Source organism: Micromonospora sp. WMMD735, assembly GCF_049178995.1.
GTDB lineage: Bacteria > Actinomycetota > Actinomycetes > Mycobacteriales > Micromonosporaceae > Micromonospora > Micromonospora wenchangensis.
On sequence record NZ_JBMHMJ010000002.1, the window covers coordinates 5,965,741 to 5,979,690 of the forward strand.

At 72.1% G+C, this 13,950-nt stretch carries 15 protein-coding genes; 10 read left to right on the plus strand and 5 right to left on the minus strand.

Annotated elements, in window-relative coordinates:
* Positions 1-27 precede the first annotated feature (27 nt).
* A complete protein-coding gene (locus ACN268_RS26180; RefSeq protein WP_421486999.1) occupies positions 28-783 on the minus strand; it encodes a GtrA family protein in 756 nt (251 codons plus the stop codon).
* Positions 784-922: 139 nt separating this feature from the next.
* Between ACN268_RS26180 and ACN268_RS26185 the strand changes: the two genes are divergently transcribed.
* From ACN268_RS26185 to ACN268_RS26195, 3 genes are all read left to right on the plus strand, one after another.
* Positions 923-2,764 carry a phosphoenolpyruvate carboxykinase (GTP) gene (locus ACN268_RS26185; RefSeq protein WP_421485525.1) on the plus strand — a complete coding sequence of 614 codons (1,842 nt, stop codon included), beginning with the start codon at positions 923-925 and terminating at the stop codon, positions 2,762-2,764.
* Between the two features lie 40 nt (positions 2,765-2,804).
* Positions 2,805-3,671, plus strand: coding sequence for a hypothetical protein (locus ACN268_RS26190; protein WP_421485527.1), 867 nt, complete (start codon positions 2,805-2,807; stop codon positions 3,669-3,671).
* A gap of 141 nt (positions 3,672-3,812) precedes the next feature.
* Positions 3,813-4,583, plus strand: a complete 771-nt coding sequence (locus tag ACN268_RS26195; protein ID WP_421485528.1) for an isoprenyl transferase — start codon at positions 3,813-3,815, stop codon at positions 4,581-4,583.
* A gap of 53 nt (positions 4,584-4,636) precedes the next feature.
* Here ACN268_RS26195 and otsB read toward each other — a convergent pair whose 3' ends face one another.
* From otsB to ACN268_RS26210, 3 genes are all read right to left on the minus strand, one after another.
* Entirely contained in the window at positions 4,637-5,461 is an 825-nt protein-coding gene (gene otsB / locus ACN268_RS26200; protein ID WP_204927483.1) for a trehalose-phosphatase, read from the minus strand.
* 90 nt (positions 5,462-5,551) lie between these two features.
* A complete protein-coding gene (locus ACN268_RS26205) occupies positions 5,552-5,905 on the minus strand; it encodes a hypothetical protein (RefSeq protein WP_204927484.1) in 354 nt (117 codons plus the stop codon).
* Between the two features lie 162 nt (positions 5,906-6,067).
* Positions 6,068-6,508, minus strand: a complete 441-nt coding sequence (locus ACN268_RS26210) for an XRE family transcriptional regulator (protein ID WP_421485530.1) — start codon at positions 6,506-6,508, stop codon at positions 6,068-6,070.
* 265 nt (positions 6,509-6,773) lie between these two features.
* On the opposite strand from ACN268_RS26210, the gene ACN268_RS26215 reads away from it, so the two are divergent.
* From ACN268_RS26215 to ACN268_RS26240, 6 genes are all read left to right on the plus strand, one after another.
* Positions 6,774-7,118: a hypothetical protein gene (locus ACN268_RS26215; RefSeq protein WP_088643976.1), complete on the plus strand. Its 345-nt coding sequence runs from the start codon at positions 6,774-6,776 to the stop codon at positions 7,116-7,118.
* 31 nt (positions 7,119-7,149) lie between these two features.
* Positions 7,150-7,491 carry a hypothetical protein gene (locus ACN268_RS26220; protein WP_421485531.1) on the plus strand — a complete coding sequence of 114 codons (342 nt, stop codon included), beginning with the start codon at positions 7,150-7,152 and terminating at the stop codon, positions 7,489-7,491.
* A 340-nt stretch (positions 7,492-7,831) separates the two neighbouring features.
* Positions 7,832-9,247, plus strand: a complete 1,416-nt coding sequence (locus ACN268_RS26225; protein ID WP_088643978.1) for a PhoH family protein — start codon at positions 7,832-7,834, stop codon at positions 9,245-9,247.
* Positions 9,248-9,535: 288 nt separating this feature from the next.
* Complete coding sequence (locus ACN268_RS26230) at positions 9,536-10,231, plus strand: transglycosylase SLT domain-containing protein (RefSeq protein WP_421485533.1); 696 nt, start codon at positions 9,536-9,538, stop codon at positions 10,229-10,231.
* A 114-nt stretch (positions 10,232-10,345) separates the two neighbouring features.
* A complete protein-coding gene (locus ACN268_RS26235) occupies positions 10,346-10,999 on the plus strand; it encodes a rhomboid family intramembrane serine protease (RefSeq protein WP_088643980.1) in 654 nt (217 codons plus the stop codon).
* A gap of 133 nt (positions 11,000-11,132) precedes the next feature.
* A complete protein-coding gene (locus ACN268_RS26240; protein ID WP_088643981.1) occupies positions 11,133-12,101 on the plus strand; it encodes an NAD(P)/FAD-dependent oxidoreductase in 969 nt (322 codons plus the stop codon).
* Positions 12,102-12,165: 64 nt separating this feature from the next.
* Here the strand turns inward: ACN268_RS26240 and ACN268_RS26245 are convergent, their stop codons facing one another.
* A complete protein-coding gene (locus ACN268_RS26245) occupies positions 12,166-12,852 on the minus strand; it encodes a TetR/AcrR family transcriptional regulator (protein ID WP_421485535.1) in 687 nt (228 codons plus the stop codon).
* Between the two features lie 142 nt (positions 12,853-12,994).
* On the opposite strand from ACN268_RS26245, the gene ACN268_RS26250 reads away from it, so the two are divergent.
* Positions 12,995-13,948 carry an NAD-dependent epimerase/dehydratase family protein gene (locus ACN268_RS26250; protein ID WP_421485536.1) on the plus strand — a complete coding sequence of 318 codons (954 nt, stop codon included), beginning with the start codon at positions 12,995-12,997 and terminating at the stop codon, positions 13,946-13,948.
* Positions 13,949-13,950 lie beyond the last annotated feature (2 nt).

Here is a 13,950-nt window from a genome sequence, read left to right on the forward strand (position 1 = left end):
CTCCGGCTGGACGGGGTGGACGACCGGTCACGACCCGGACGACGGGTCGCTGGTCGCCTCCGTGACGGCGGGAGTTCCCGCTTCGACGAAGACGAACCGTCGGTACGACCAGAACCGGAACAGCGTGCCGAGGGCGGTGCCCACCACGTAGCTGGCGATGTTGTCGGCCAGCGGGGTGCGGAACACTCCTGGCCAGATGCTGCCCAGCCCGTACCGGCTGCCCGCCAGGCAGGCCACCGCGATGCCCAGGCCGACCGCGTTGAAGAAGAAGAACAGCGCGTACTCGCGGGCCGGGTTGGAGCGGACCCGGTGCCGCCAGGTCCAGAACCGGTTGCCCACGAACGCGACGGTCGCCGCGATCACCGTGGAGACGACCCGCGCGGTCACCGGCTCGACGCCGCGCCCCAGCGTGAGGTAGTTGAACAGCGCGAAGTCGACCAGGAAGGCCACCCCGCCCACGGTGGCGAACTTGCTCAACTCACGCAGCAGGTGGCCGAACCTGTCCAGCAGCGCACGAACCAGACCCGGGCGGGTCTGCGGGGCACCCGGCTGGTCCCCGGTCATCGTCGCGGCCACCTCGCGAGCGTACCGGTAACCGGCGTCGTGGACGGGGTGCCACCGGCGTGCCGCCGCCGCGCCGTGGGTCGACCCGGGTCCCCCGCCGTCCGTGGGGCGGTCCCGGGCCCGCCGACAGTTCGTCGAAGGATTTGCGTGAAAGTGCGCGTGAAAGCGGGTATCAGCTCGTGTTACCGCAGCCGGGCCGTACCTTGTGCAGTTCTTCACAACCAGTCCCACTGACTCGCGGGTCCGCCCGGTTTACGCTGAGGCCAATCCCAGGTTTCCACGAAGGCGACGCGGCCCGCGTCCGCCGAGACTCGTGCATCCCATAAATCGGTCAGCGTCGACCACAAGGAGATGAGTCATGGTTGCTCCGGCTACTGTGCGGGGGATCGATCAGGCCCCCACGACCCACCCCAAGCTGCTCGCCTGGGTCCGGGAGATCGCGGAACTCACCACCCCCGACCGGGTGGTCTGGGTGGACGGGTCCGACGAGGAGTGGCGGCGTCTCACCGACGAACTCGTCGACAACGGCACCCTCGTCAGGTTGAACCCGGAGAAGAAGCCGAACTCCTTCTACGCCCGCACCGACCCCACGGACGTCGCCCGGGTCGAGGAGCGCACCTTCATCTGTTCCGTGGACGAGGCGGACGCCGGCCCCACCAACAACTGGATGGCGCCGGCCGAGATGAAGCGGACGATGACCGAGCTCTACCGGGGTGCGATGCGCGGCCGGACCATGTACGTCATCCCCTTCTGCATGGGCCCGGTCGAGGCCGAGAACCCGATGTTCGGCGTCGAGATCACCGACAGCCCGTACGTGGTCGCCTCGATGCGGATCATGACCCGGATGGGCGCCAGTGTGCTCGACGCGATGGGCGACGACGCCGAGTTCGTGCACGCCCTGCACTCCATCGGCGCCCCGCTCGCCCCCGGCCAGTCCGACGTCGCCTGGCCGTGCAACGAGACGAAGTACATCTCGCACTTCCCGGAGACCCGGGAGATCTGGTCCTTCGGCTCCGGGTACGGCGGCAACTCGCTGCTCGGCAAGAAGTGCTACTCGCTGCGGATCGCCAGCGTGATGGGGCGCGACGAGGGCTGGCTCGCCGAGCACATGCTGATCCTCAAGATCACCTCTCCGGAGGGGAAGGTCTACCACGTGGCGGGCGCGTTCCCGTCCGCCTGCGGCAAGACCAACCTGGCCATGCTGGAGCCGACCATCCCCGGCTGGAAGGTCGAGACCATCGGCGACGACATCGCCTGGATGCGGTTCGGCCCCGACGGCCGCCTCTACGCGGTCAACCCGGAGTACGGCCTGTTCGGCGTCGCCCCGGGCACCGACTGGAAGACCAACGCCAACGCGATGCGGACGCTGGACCGGGGCAACTCGATCTTCACCAACGTCGCCCTCACCGACGACGGCGACATCTGGTGGGAGGGCATGGGCGAGCCGCCGGCCCACCTGATCGACTGGAAGGGCAACGACTGGACGCCGGAGAGCGAGAACCTCTCCTCCCACGCGAACAGCCGGTTCTGCACCCCGATCACCCAGTGCCCGATCCTGGCCGACGACTACTTCGACCCGAACGGCGTACCGATCGACGCGATCCTGTTCGGTGGCCGTCGTCGGGACACCATCCCGCTGGTCACCGAGGCCCGCGACTGGGTGCACGGGGTGTACCTGGGGGCGACGCTGTCCTCGGAGACCACCGCCGCCGCGTCCGGCGCGGTCGGCGTGGTGCGCCGCGACCCGATGGCGATGCTGCCGTTCATCGGCTACCACGCCGGTGACTACTTCAACCACTGGATCGAGATGGGCAAGGGCGTCGACGGCGACGCCGCCAAGCTGCCCAAGATCTACTACGTGAACTGGTTCCGCAAGGACGCCGAGGGCAACTTCCTCTGGCCCGGCTTCGGCGAGAACTCGCGGGTGCTCAAGTGGGTCGTCGAGCGGATCGAGGGCAGCGCCGACGCGGTCGAGACCCCGATCGGCATGGTCCCGACCGCCGACGCGCTGGACGTCGACGGGCTCGACATGACCCCGGAGGACGTCCGGATCGCCCTGAAGGTCGACCCGCAGGAGTGGCGCAACGAGCTGCCGCTGGTCACCGAGTGGTTCGAGAAGTTCGGTGACAAGCTGCCGGCCGTCCTCTGGTCGGAGCTGGACGCGCTGCGTGCCCGGCTCGACGCGGAGCAGCCCCGGTAGCAGGTGTGCCGGTCGCCCGCAGCGGGCAAGACCGGAAGCCATGAGGACGGCCGCCGTGACCCCACCGGTCCGGCGGCCGTCCGCCGTCCGGGTACTGACCACCCTGCTCGCGTCGACCGCCGCCGCCACCGTCGCGGTCGAGCTGCTCAACTGGTGGTACGCCCCGGAGCAGGAGTTCGGCCTGGCCGTCCGTACCGGCTGGGCGATGCTGCGGTCGCTGGGCTTCCTGGTGCTGATCGGGCAGGTGAACCGGGGGCGGGCCGGGGCGAAGCCGTTCGGGCTGATCCTCGCCGTGACCACCGTGTTCGCGGTCGGCCGGCTGGTGGTGCCCCGGCAGGGCGTCCCGCCGCTGCCCGGCCTGGTCGGCTTCGCCGTGCTCACCGCACTCTGCGTCGCCGTGGTCGTGCTGCTCTACCGCTCCGACGCGGTCGCCGGGCACCTGGTGCGCCACCGCAAGGGCCTGGTGGTCGAGGGTGGCACGATCAGCTGGCGGGAGGTGGCCCCGAAACGCCCGCAGGTGACCGCCTGGCTGCTGACCAGCCGGGTGGCCGCGTTCACGTACAGCCCGTTGATGCTGGTGCCGGCGCTGGTGGCCGGCGGTGCGGTACTGGACGGCCGGCTCGCCGTCGTCCCGGTGGTGCTGGCCTGGTTCGCCGCCGGCATCGTGGTCAGCTACCTGGTGCTGTTCTGTACGGCGTTCCTGCTGCGCGGCAGGCGGTGGGCCCGCCGCCTGCTGGTGACGATCACCCTGGGCGTACTCGCGGTGAACCTGCCGCTGTGCTGGTGGCTGCTCGGCCTGGACGGCCTGGTCCGCGACGGCGCACCCCTGCTGGCCGCGGCCACCCTGGCCCTCTACGCCCTGCACCGCGCCCCCGACACGCCCACCCCCGCCGCCCCGCCCCGGTGACCGCCCGCCCCGCCCCCGCCCTCCCGCGTCCGCTCCGGTGATCATGAGAAACGGCCCGCTGACGACGTATTTCCCTTGATCACGCACGGAGTGCGCCACCGAGGCACTGATGTTCGCCGTGGGTCGCTACCCTGCAAGGTGATGACTCTGCGGAAACTCCTCTACTCCGTCTACGAGCGCCGGCTGACGGCCAGGCTCGCGGGTCGACCGGTGCCCCGGCACGTCGGCGTGATGTGCGACGGCAACCGCCGGTGGGCGCGGGAGATGGGGCTCGTCGACCCGAACGACGGGCACCGGATGGGTGCCGAGCGGATCAAGGAGCTGCTGCGCTGGTGCGACGCGGCCGGTGTCGGCCACGTCACGCTCTGGCTGCTCTCCACCGACAACCTGTCCCGGCCGGCGGAGGAGCTGGACCCGCTGCTCCAGATCATCGAGGATCTCAGCACCGAGTTGGCCGAGGAGGGCAACCCCTGGCGGCTGCGGATGGTCGGCGCGCTCGACGTGCTGCCCACCCAGCACGCCCAGGCGCTCAAGGCCGCCGAGGAACGCACCCGGGAACGCACCGGCGGCGCGCAGGTCAACATCGCCGTCGGCTACGGCGGCCGGCGCGAGATCACCGACGCGGTACGGTCCCTGCTGGTGGAGCACGCGGCCAAGGGCGGCACCATCGAGGAACTGGCCGGCACGCTGGACGTCGAGCACATCTCCGAGCACCTCTACACCCGGGGCCTGCCCGACCCGGATCTGATCATCCGGACCAGCGGCGAGCAGCGCATGTCCGGTTTCATGCTCTGGCAGTCGGCGCACTCGGAGTTCTACTTCTGCGAGCTGAACTGGCCCGACTTCAGGCGGGTCGACTTCCTGCGCGCCCTGCGTTCCTACGGCACCCGGCAACGCCGCTACGGCACCTGACCCGCCGCCTCGCCCCGCCCACGACAGCCCGGTCGACGCCCGCGCGGGCGCGGTCAGGTCAGGTGGTCCACGGCCCGGGTGAGGAAGTCGCCCAGCGCGGCGGGGGAGTCGATGGTGAGGTCGGCGGCCTCGGCCACCTCCCGGCCGGTCTCCGGGTTGGCCACCGCCACGCAGATGCCGAGGAACCCCGGGTCGGCGGCGGACCGGGCGCGTAGTGCCGCGAACGCCTTGATGTCGGAGACGTCGTCGCCGAAATACCACGCGCCACCGGCGTCCCGGACCACCTCGCCGATGACCAGGCCCTTGTCGCGGTCGACCGGGGGCTTGAGTTCCAGCACCATCCGGCCGGCCTGCACCCGCAGCCCGAGGCGTTCGGCCTGCGCCCGCCCCCACTGCTCGACCGCCGGGCCGAGCTGCTGCGCGGTACGCCAGTGCAGCGCCACGCTCAGCCGCTTGAACTCCACCAGCGCCCCGGCGGGCAGTTCGGCACGGGCCCGGTCGGCCAGCTCGGCCATGGTCGGCACCCAGGGCAGCGCGGCGGGCTCGGTGACGGTCTCGCCCCCGGAGTGGCTGTGCTCCAGTCCGTACAGTCCATACAGGTCGATCCCGGTGAGGCCGCCGAGGTGGTCACGGAGGAAGTCGACGGGACGGGCGGAGACGATCGCCACCCGCTGCACCACCGGGGCCAGGGCCTCCAGGGCGGCGAGCACCTTGGGCGCGGGGCGTACCGCGGTGGGGTCGTCGTCGACCGGCGCGAGGGTGCCGTCGAAGTCGAAGAAGAGGACGGTGTCGGCGGCCCGCTCGGCGGTGGTACGCCAGGCGTGCTCAGCATCCAGCGGGGTCTGCGGCTGCTGGTTACCCAGATTCAACGGCGGCACGCGCGACAGCGTACCCCGGGGGCGGCGGCTGATTCGTGGCTTCGGAGTGGCTTCTTGACACCGCCGGGGTGTGTGGTCTCTGAATGCCGCTCAGCGTTCGGCGGCTCCCCGTCCCCGCCGTCCCAACGGCACCACGGTGGCCTCCCGGCCCTGGTTGAGCAGGTAACCCTCGACGAAACCGGTGTTCCGGTCCCCGGTGCGGGTCTCGATCTCGTTGAGCCGCGCCACCAGGAACTCGGTGAGCGCGCTGACCCGGTCGTCGAGCCGGTCGTGCAGCTCGGCGACGACCGCCAGGACGACGGCGGTGCCGGCGACGGTCAGGGCGAAGAGGTTGAACACCAGCGGAATCTGCCCGCTCCCGCCCACGCCGACCACCAGGTTCGCGGTCACGCACGCGGTCAGGGAGACTGCCGCGACCACGACTGCCCACCACTTCAGGGTCATGGACAGACCCCTCCTTCTGTCCCGCAGGGCTGAGTTCGGCCTTGTCCCGTCCCCCCGCCGACGACGAGCCCAAGCAGTACGAATAGGGACGCTAGCGTGCCCGTTGCCGGCCCGGAGCGAAACGATCGGGTCTGCTCAGGCGTTCTTTCGCCATCTGAGGAACTACCCGGCCTGCTCTCCGCCCTTTCGGACATTGACCGGGAGAGTGGGGCGGTATGCGAGGTAACGAATGGTTTCTCGGATGTGGAACTTCTCCGCGTCCGACACGGCGGGGTCGACCAGCCGGCGCAGCAGTGCCTCGACGTCCGGGTCCATCGGGGGAGCGCCGGGGGCACCCCGGGGGGTGGCGGTGCGGTCCCAGCCGAGGGCGGCGAAGGCGGCGGCCGGGTTGAGGCCCAGCCCCTCGCAGAACGCCACCACCCGTTCCGCCTCCGGGTCGCTGGCCCAGTCGCCGCGGACCCACCTGTTGATCGTCTGGCGGGAGACGCCGGTGCGGCGGGAGACCTCGGTGCCGGTCCAGGCGCGCATCGCCCGGGCATCGTCGAGCGCCCGACGAACGAAGGTGGCGAATGCGATCTTCCGGGCGGGGGCGGTCTCGGTCACCCCGAAACCGTACGACCGTAGTGCCCGTCCGGGCTGCCCGGGGCGGATCTTTGTCACGCATATGAGACGTCCTCACCGGGTCGACCGGGCCCGCCCAGTGGTCGGCGCAAAGGGGTCTCACCTGGGCATAATACCGTCAGGCGAGGCGGTCGGTAACCGGACGAAAAGCTGATACTGTCACGCTCATGGGACAACCTACGGTGTGTCACGTGCTTGAGACGATCAGTGCTCACATGCGTCACGCTCCCGGTGCGAGGGGGATCCGGTGACCGAACTCGCGACCCGTGCCCAGGCCTTCGGCCTGATCGCGGAGGGGGTCGCCGCCGGGCTGAGCGCACCCTGGCGGCTCTACCTCGCCCGGGGCTGCCGCTACCTGTCACTGAGCGTCGGCGACCGCGACGAGTGGAACGCCTGGCGGACCCATCTCGGCTGCCCGGAGATGAGCGTCCGGGTCTACGACGCCGGCGGCGAGATCCGCCGCTCCTCGATGGCCGAGGTCGTGCTGGACGGCTGCCGGATCAGCGTCGAACTGGTCGAGGAGGTCAGCACCGAGGACCTGGAACGGCTGCTGGTCGTCGACCCGAGCCCGGCCGAGCCGGAGGACCGGTGACCCGGCCGCCGCGGCCCACCGGAGCCGCCCGATGAGCCCCCTGCTCGCCCTGTTCCTCGTCCTCGTCCTCGGGGCGGCCAGCTACGCCGCCGGCCGGTTGCACGGCCAGCTCAGCTACCGGATCGGGTACCGCTTCGGCTACCGGCAGGGCTACTTCGACGGGGACCGGGGCGCCTGGAACCGGCGGCGGCGCGACGCCCAGGCCGTGCTCGCCTCGGCGCTCACCGCCCCGGCCGTGCCGGCCAACGCCGCGTGGCGTCCCTCCCCCGCGGTCCGCCAGGGCACCACGTACACCGGCTCCTCATTCGCCAGCCCGCCGGGCCCGGTCGCCGGTCGGCACCCGACCGGCACCCTGGTCCGCCGGTCCGGCTGAACCCACGGGAGCCGACAGTCGTCGGTACGGCGTACCGACACCGACCGGTCGCCCGGTGACGCGGTGCCACCGGCCGGGATGCGCGCAGGGGGCAGGCATCCCGGCCGGTCCGCGGCGCCCACCGCGCGGGGCGCGCCCGCTGCGCGGGAGATCCTCGTCCGCCCTCTAGCCGAGGCGGCCCGGCGCCGCTAGCGTCTAGGCATGACCCGGGGTTTTCCCGGGTCAGCCGGCCGCCCGGATCTGCGACCTCGCGCACGGGGTTCCGCATCCGACCCCGTGTCCCCGGGCACCGGAGGAGGCGGAACGCGGATGGCGGATGCCCGTCCGTCGGAGCAGGCCTGTGACGACTCGCCGTACGCCCGCCGGTGTCGACCAGATCCCGGCCGCGACTGCCACGACCCGCCGAGCCACCCGGAGCCGCCGTCCGGCGGCCGCCGCCCCGCCCGGCCCCGAGGAGCCCGGCCCAGCCGGCCAGGTGTTCGTACTGGACACGTCGGTGCTCCTGTCCGACCCGGCGGCCTTCCACCGCTTCGCCGAGCACGAGGTGGTCCTGCCGCTCGTGGTGATCTCGGAGTTGGAGGGCAAACGACACCACCCGGAGCTGGGCTGGTTCGCCCGCCAGTCCCTGCGCATGCTCGACGAGTTGCGGGTCCGGCACGGTCGACTGGACCGTCCGGTGCCGGCCAACGAGTCCGGCGGCACGCTCACCGTGGAGCTGAACCACTCGGACGACGGCGTCCTGCCCCCCGGGTTCCGCAACGAGTCCAACGACGCGCGCATCCTGTCGGTGGCGCTGAACCTGGCCGCCGAGGGGCGGGAGGTGACGCTGGTCAGCAAGGACATGCCGTTGCGGGTCAAGGCCGCCTCGGTCGGGCTGCGGGCCGACGAGTACCGGCACGGCCAGGCCAGCGATCCGACCTGGACCGGGATGGCCGAGCTGGAGCTGGGTGAGGACGAGATCGGCCGGCTCTACGCCGGGGACTGCCTCGACCTGGACGCCGCCGCCGGCCTGTCCTGCCACACCGGCCTGGTGCTGCACTCCACCCGGGGCTCGGCCCTGGGTCGGGTGTTGCCCGACAAGACCGTCCGGCTGGTGCGCGGCGACCGCGAGGCGTTCGGTGTGCACGGCCGCTCGGCCGAGCAGCGCATCGCGCTGGACCTGCTGCTCGACGAGTCGATCGGGATCGTGTCGCTGGGTGGCCGGGCCGGCACCGGCAAGTCGGCCCTGGCACTGTGCGCCGGGCTGGAGGCGGTGATGGAGCGCCGCCGGCACAAGAAGGTGGTCGTCTTCCGGCCGCTCTACGCCGTCGGCGGGCAGGAGTTGGGCTACCTGCCCGGGTCCGAGTCGGAGAAGATGTCGCCCTGGGCGCAGGCCGTGTTCGACACCCTCGGGGCGGTGGTGCACGAGAACGTGCTGGAGGAGGTCACCTCACGGGGCATCCTGGAGGTCCTTCCGCTGACCCACATCCGGGGCCGGAGCCTGCACGACGCCTTCGTCATCGTCGACGAGGCCCAGTCGCTGGAGCGGGGCGTACTGCTCACCGTGCTGTCCCGGATCGGGCAGGGCTCGCGGGTGGTGCTCACCCACGACGTCGCCCAGCGGGACAACCTGCGGGTCGGGCGGCACGACGGGGTGACGGCGGTGATCGAGGCGCTGAAGGGCCACCCGCTCTTCGCGCACGTCACGTTGAACAGGTCCGAGCGGTCCCCGATCGCGGCGATGGTGACGGATCTGTTGGAGGACATCCCGGGCTGACCCTCGCGGGGGCGGGGTCCGCCCCTCATCGTCCGCATTCACTTTGTGGCACAGGTCACAAAATGGCCGGTGGGTTTCCCATCAGCCTCACTGTGCGCAATCGTGTCCCACGAGCGTCCACGTCCCGGTGGGGGTGTTGGTGACCGTTCGTCCCCTCCCGGGGGCGCACAACCGACCCCCTGCCGGTGCGTCGGTGGCGACCGGCTCAGGTCGGGGCGCTCGTGGCACGACCGCGTCCGTCGAGGGCCGGTCCGCGCCGCGTCCTTGCCCCCGACGAAGGGACACTTCGTGAGTCGGCTGTGGAGCCGGTTCGGTGCCCGTACGGCCGCCGTCGCACTGCTCTCCGTGGGCGTTGCCGGCGGTTTCTATCTGGGCGAAGACCGGGAAACCCAGCAACAGGGCCTGACCGCACAGGTCGGCCTCCAGGTCGACCAGGCCGAGTACGACTACCAGCGCGACCGGCAGGCCGACCACCGGCGGGAGTCCGCCAAGCAGCGGGCCGCCGAGTACCAGGCGAAGCTGCGGGCCGCCGCGGCGGCCAAGGAAGCCGCCCAGCGGGCCAAGGCCGCCGAGGCCGCCGCCGCGTCGCGGAAGAAGGAGCGCGAGGCCGAGGCCAAGGCCAAGGCGGAGGACGGGAAGATCAAGGCCTACGCCGGCCCGGTCCCCGCCTCGTGCAGCTCGTACAGCGGGCACCGTAAGACCGGTTGCGCGATGCTCCTCCAGGCGGGCTTCAAGATCGACCAGATGCCCTGCCTGGACAAGCTCTGGAACAAGGAGAGCGGCTGGAACCCCAAGGCCAGCAACTCCTCGTCCGGCGCGTACGGCATCCCGCAGGCGGTGCCGGGCAGCAAGATGAGCTCGGTCGCCAGCGACTGGCGGACCAACCCGGTAACCCAGATCAAGTGGGGCCTGGGCTACATCGAGGGCCGGTACGACAACCCGTGCGGCGCCTGGGCCAAGAGCCAGAGTTCCGGCTGGTACTGAGCGACGACGCGGACGGCGGGGCGGGTGGGCGACCACCCGCCCCGCCGTCCGCGTACCCCGGGTGGCGCGGGACCCGGGTGGCGGTCGGCGAAGAATGCTGATAGCCATGGTGGGGTGACCCTGCACCCGACGGGCGGCGACCCCGACCGGTTCGGCACCGAGGCGTTCTACGCGTCCCTCGGCCGGGCCTTCGTCGCCATGTGCGCGGTGGTGCCGTTCCTCTTCCTCATCGAGGCCCTCGACCAGGGGCTCGGCTTCGGGCTCGACGTGGCCGCCGGCATCATCCCGCAGCGTGTCCAGGGGCTCGACGGGGTGTTCTTCTCGCCGTTCCTGCACCACGGCTTCGACCACCTCTACAGCAACAGCATCCCGCTGATCCTGCTCGGCACCTTCGTGCTGGCCGCCGGTACCCGCCGGTTCCTCTGGTCCACCCTGGTCATCATCCTGGTCAGCGGGCTCGGCGTCTGGTTCACCGGCTCGCCCAACTCGGTGGTCGTCGGCGCGAGCGGGGTCATCTTCGGCTACCTGGGCCTGCTGTTCACCCGGGGCGTCGTCGAGCGGAGCTGGTGGAACTTCGGGGTGGTGCTGCTGGTCGGCCTGCTCTACGGCTGGCAACTGCTCGGCATCCTGCCCACCGACGAGCGGATCTCCTGGCAGGGACACCTGTTCGGGCTGCTCGGCGGGGTGGTCGCGGCGATCCTGTTCCGGCGTCGTCGCCCCTACGACCCGTACCGGGAATACCGGGTGGAGTCCACCCTGACCCCCTGAGCGGACGACCCGCGTGGCGGGAGCGGTCATGCTTGCCCGGACCGCACGCCGGGCCTACCGTCGGCAGCAGCACGCGTCGCCCCGCCACCGGCGCGGCGCACGTTGATCGCCAGCGGAAAGCGACGGTACGCCCATGCGCGAGGTCGATGTCGCCGTGATCGGAGCCGGCCCGACGGGGCTGTTCGCCGCGTACTACGCGGGTTTCCGGGGGTTGTCGGTGGCGGTCGTCGACGCGCTGCCCGAGCCGGGCGGGCAGATCACCGCCATGTACCCGGAGAAGCTGATCCTCGACGTCGCCGGCTTTCCCGCCGTCAAGGGCCGGGACCTGGTCGCCAACCTGCTCGCCCAGGCCGCGCCCTACCACCCGGAGTACCTGCTCGGCACCCGGGCCGAGAAGCTCGCCCACACCGACGGCCGACCGGTGCTGGGCCTGGCCGGCGGCGAGCAGTTGCGCTGCGGCGCGGTGTTGGTCACCGGCGGGCTGGGCAGCTTCACCCCGCGCCCGCTGCCGGTCGCGGACAGCTTCGTCGGCGGCGGGATCGTCTACTTCGTACCGGAACCGACCGCGCTGGCCGACCGGGACGTGCTGATCGTGGGTGGCGGTGACTCGGCGTTCGACTGGGCCGCCACCCTGCAACCGCTGGCCCGCTCGGTGACCCTGGTGCACCGCCGGGAACGGTTCCGGGCGCACGCCGCGACCGTGGCCCGGGTGCTGTCGCTGCCGGTGCGGGTCGTGGTCAACGCGGAGGTGACCCGGCTGTACGGCGACGACACGGTCACCGCCGCCGAGATCACCGTCCGGGGCGGGGCGGCCGAGACCCTGCCTGTCGACACGGTGGTCGCGGCGCTCGGCTTCACCGCCGACCTGGGGCCGTTGGCCGAGTGGGGGTTACGGCTGGACCGCCGGCACATCGTGGTGGACAGCGCGATGGCGACCAACCTGCCCCGGGTCTTCGCCGCCGGTGACATCACCGAGTACCCCGGCAAGGTGCGGCTGATCGCCACCGGCTTCGGCGAGGCCGCCACCGCCGTCAACAACGCCGCCGTCGCCATCGACCCGGCGGCCCACCTCTTCCCCGGCCACTCCTCCGACGCCGGCTGACCGGGTCGGGCCGGCTGGGCCCGGGTACGGGCCGGTCAGGGGCGGTGACGCCCGGCGGGCGGGGTCAGGGCAGGCCGACGAGGTCGGCCATCAGGGCGGTCTGGTGGTCGAAGTAGGCGTCCCGGTGCGGGACGACCGGATCGAGGCGGCCGAAGAGGTCGAAGCTGATCAGCCCGAAGAGTTGGGTCCAGCCGGCCATGCCCCGGGCGAGCAGGGCCTCGGGCAGGCCGGGGAAGAGCCCGGCGGCGATCTCGGCCAGGTCGGCCCGGACCGGCTCGGGCAGGTCGTCGTCAGGCGGGGTGATCCGGCCGGCGGCCACCCCGTCGCGGAGGATGCCGAGCAGGGTCAGCGGCGGGCGTTGTGCGGGGAGCACGGTGTCGACGGGGGCGGCGTACCCGGGCACCGGGCTGCCGTATAGCAGGGCGTACTCGGCGGGGTGGGCCAGCGCCCAGGTGCGGGCGGCCCGGCAGGCGGCGTGCCACCGGCCGCGCAGGTCGGCCCGGTCGACGGCGGCGTCGGCGGCCTCCACCGCGTCGCCGAGTGCCTGGTACGCCTCGATGATCAGTGCGGTGAGCAGGTCGTCCCGGCTGGGGAAGTAGCGGTAGATCGCCGACGAGACCATCCCCATGTCCCGGGCGACCGCCCGCAGTGACAGGTCGGCCCCGTCGCTGGCGAGGTGGCGGCGGGCCACCGCCTTGATCTCGTCGATCATCTCGGCGCGGACCCGGGCGCGGATCGAGGAAGCCGGCATGCGGCCACTCTGCCACGGAACAGAGCGCCAATCAAAATGGAGAGCACTGCTCTTGACTTCGCGGGTGAAGGCCGGGCATGCTGGGCGCAGCTCAACGAGAGCAGTGCTCTCGATCCGGTCTACTGCTTCGAAAGGCTCTCCCATGTCGCTGCACGTGATCGTCGGCGCCGGCCCGGTCGGCACCGCCACCGCACACCACCTCGCCGAGCAGGGCGAACAGGTCCGGCTCGTCACCCGGCGGGGCACCGGCCCCGTCGACCCGGCGATCGAGCGGATCGCCGCCGACGCCGCCGACACCGACCGGCTGACCACCCTCACCGACGGGGCGGTCGCGCTCTACAACTGCGCCAACCCGGCCTACCACCGGTGGGCCACCGACTGGCCGCCACTGGCCGACGCGCTGCTCACCACCGCCGAGCGCACCGGCGCGGTGCTCGCCACCGTCGGCTGCCTCTACGGCTACGGCCCGGTCGACGCGCCGATGACCGAGGACACCCCGCTCGCCGCCACCGGCACCAAGGGACGCGTCCGCAACCGGATGTGGACCGAGGCGCTCGCCGCCCACCGCGCCGGCCGGGTCCGGACCACCGAGGTACGCGGCTCGGACTACCTCGGTGCCGAGGGCAACTCCCTGCTGCCGCTGGTGCTGCCGAAGGTGCTCGCCGGCCAGCGGGTCCTCCTGCCGGTGAACTGGGACGCCCCGCACACCTGGACGTACGTGGGGGACGTCGTGCGTACCCTGGTCGCCGCCGCGGCCGACGAGCGGGCCTGGGGACACGCCTGGCACGTGCCCAGCGCCGCGCCGACCAGCGTCCGCGAGCTGGCCGTCCGGGCGGCCGAGCTGGCCGACGCGCCGCCGCCGAAGCTGACCCGGCTGCCCTACCCGCTGCTCTGGCTCGGCGGCCTGACCGACCCCTTCGCCCGCGAGCTGCGGGAGACCGCGCACCAGTTCGCCAGGCCGTTCGTGATGGACTCGACCCGGGCCACCGCCGTCCTCGGCATCACCCCGACCCCGCTTCACGAGGCGCTGGCCGCCACCGTCCGCACCCTCACCGCCACCCTCGGGACGCCCACCCCGGCGGGCGCGGCCCACTGACC

Bases quoted from the DNA above. Each gene is read 5' to 3' on its own strand.
- ACN268_RS26240 (WP_088643981.1), top strand. From the start codon at position 11,133: ATGCGCGAGGTCGATGTCGCCGTGATCGGAGCCGGCCCGACGGGGCTG.
- ACN268_RS26250 (WP_421485536.1), top strand. From the start codon at position 12,995: ATGTCGCTGCACGTGATCGTCGGCGCCGGCCCGGTCGGCACCGCCACC.
- ACN268_RS26245 (WP_421485535.1), bottom strand. From the start codon at position 12,852: ATGCCGGCTTCCTCGATCCGCGCCCGGGTCCGCGCCGAGATGATCGAC.
- ACN268_RS26190 (WP_421485527.1), top strand. From the start codon at position 2,805: ATGAGGACGGCCGCCGTGACCCCACCGGTCCGGCGGCCGTCCGCCGTC.
- ACN268_RS26205 (WP_204927484.1), bottom strand. From the start codon at position 5,905: ATGACCCTGAAGTGGTGGGCAGTCGTGGTCGCGGCAGTCTCCCTGACC.
- ACN268_RS26220 (WP_421485531.1), top strand. From the start codon at position 7,150: ATGAGCCCCCTGCTCGCCCTGTTCCTCGTCCTCGTCCTCGGGGCGGCC.
- ACN268_RS26185 (WP_421485525.1), top strand. From the start codon at position 923: ATGGTTGCTCCGGCTACTGTGCGGGGGATCGATCAGGCCCCCACGACC.
- ACN268_RS26195 (WP_421485528.1), top strand. From the start codon at position 3,813: ATGACTCTGCGGAAACTCCTCTACTCCGTCTACGAGCGCCGGCTGACG.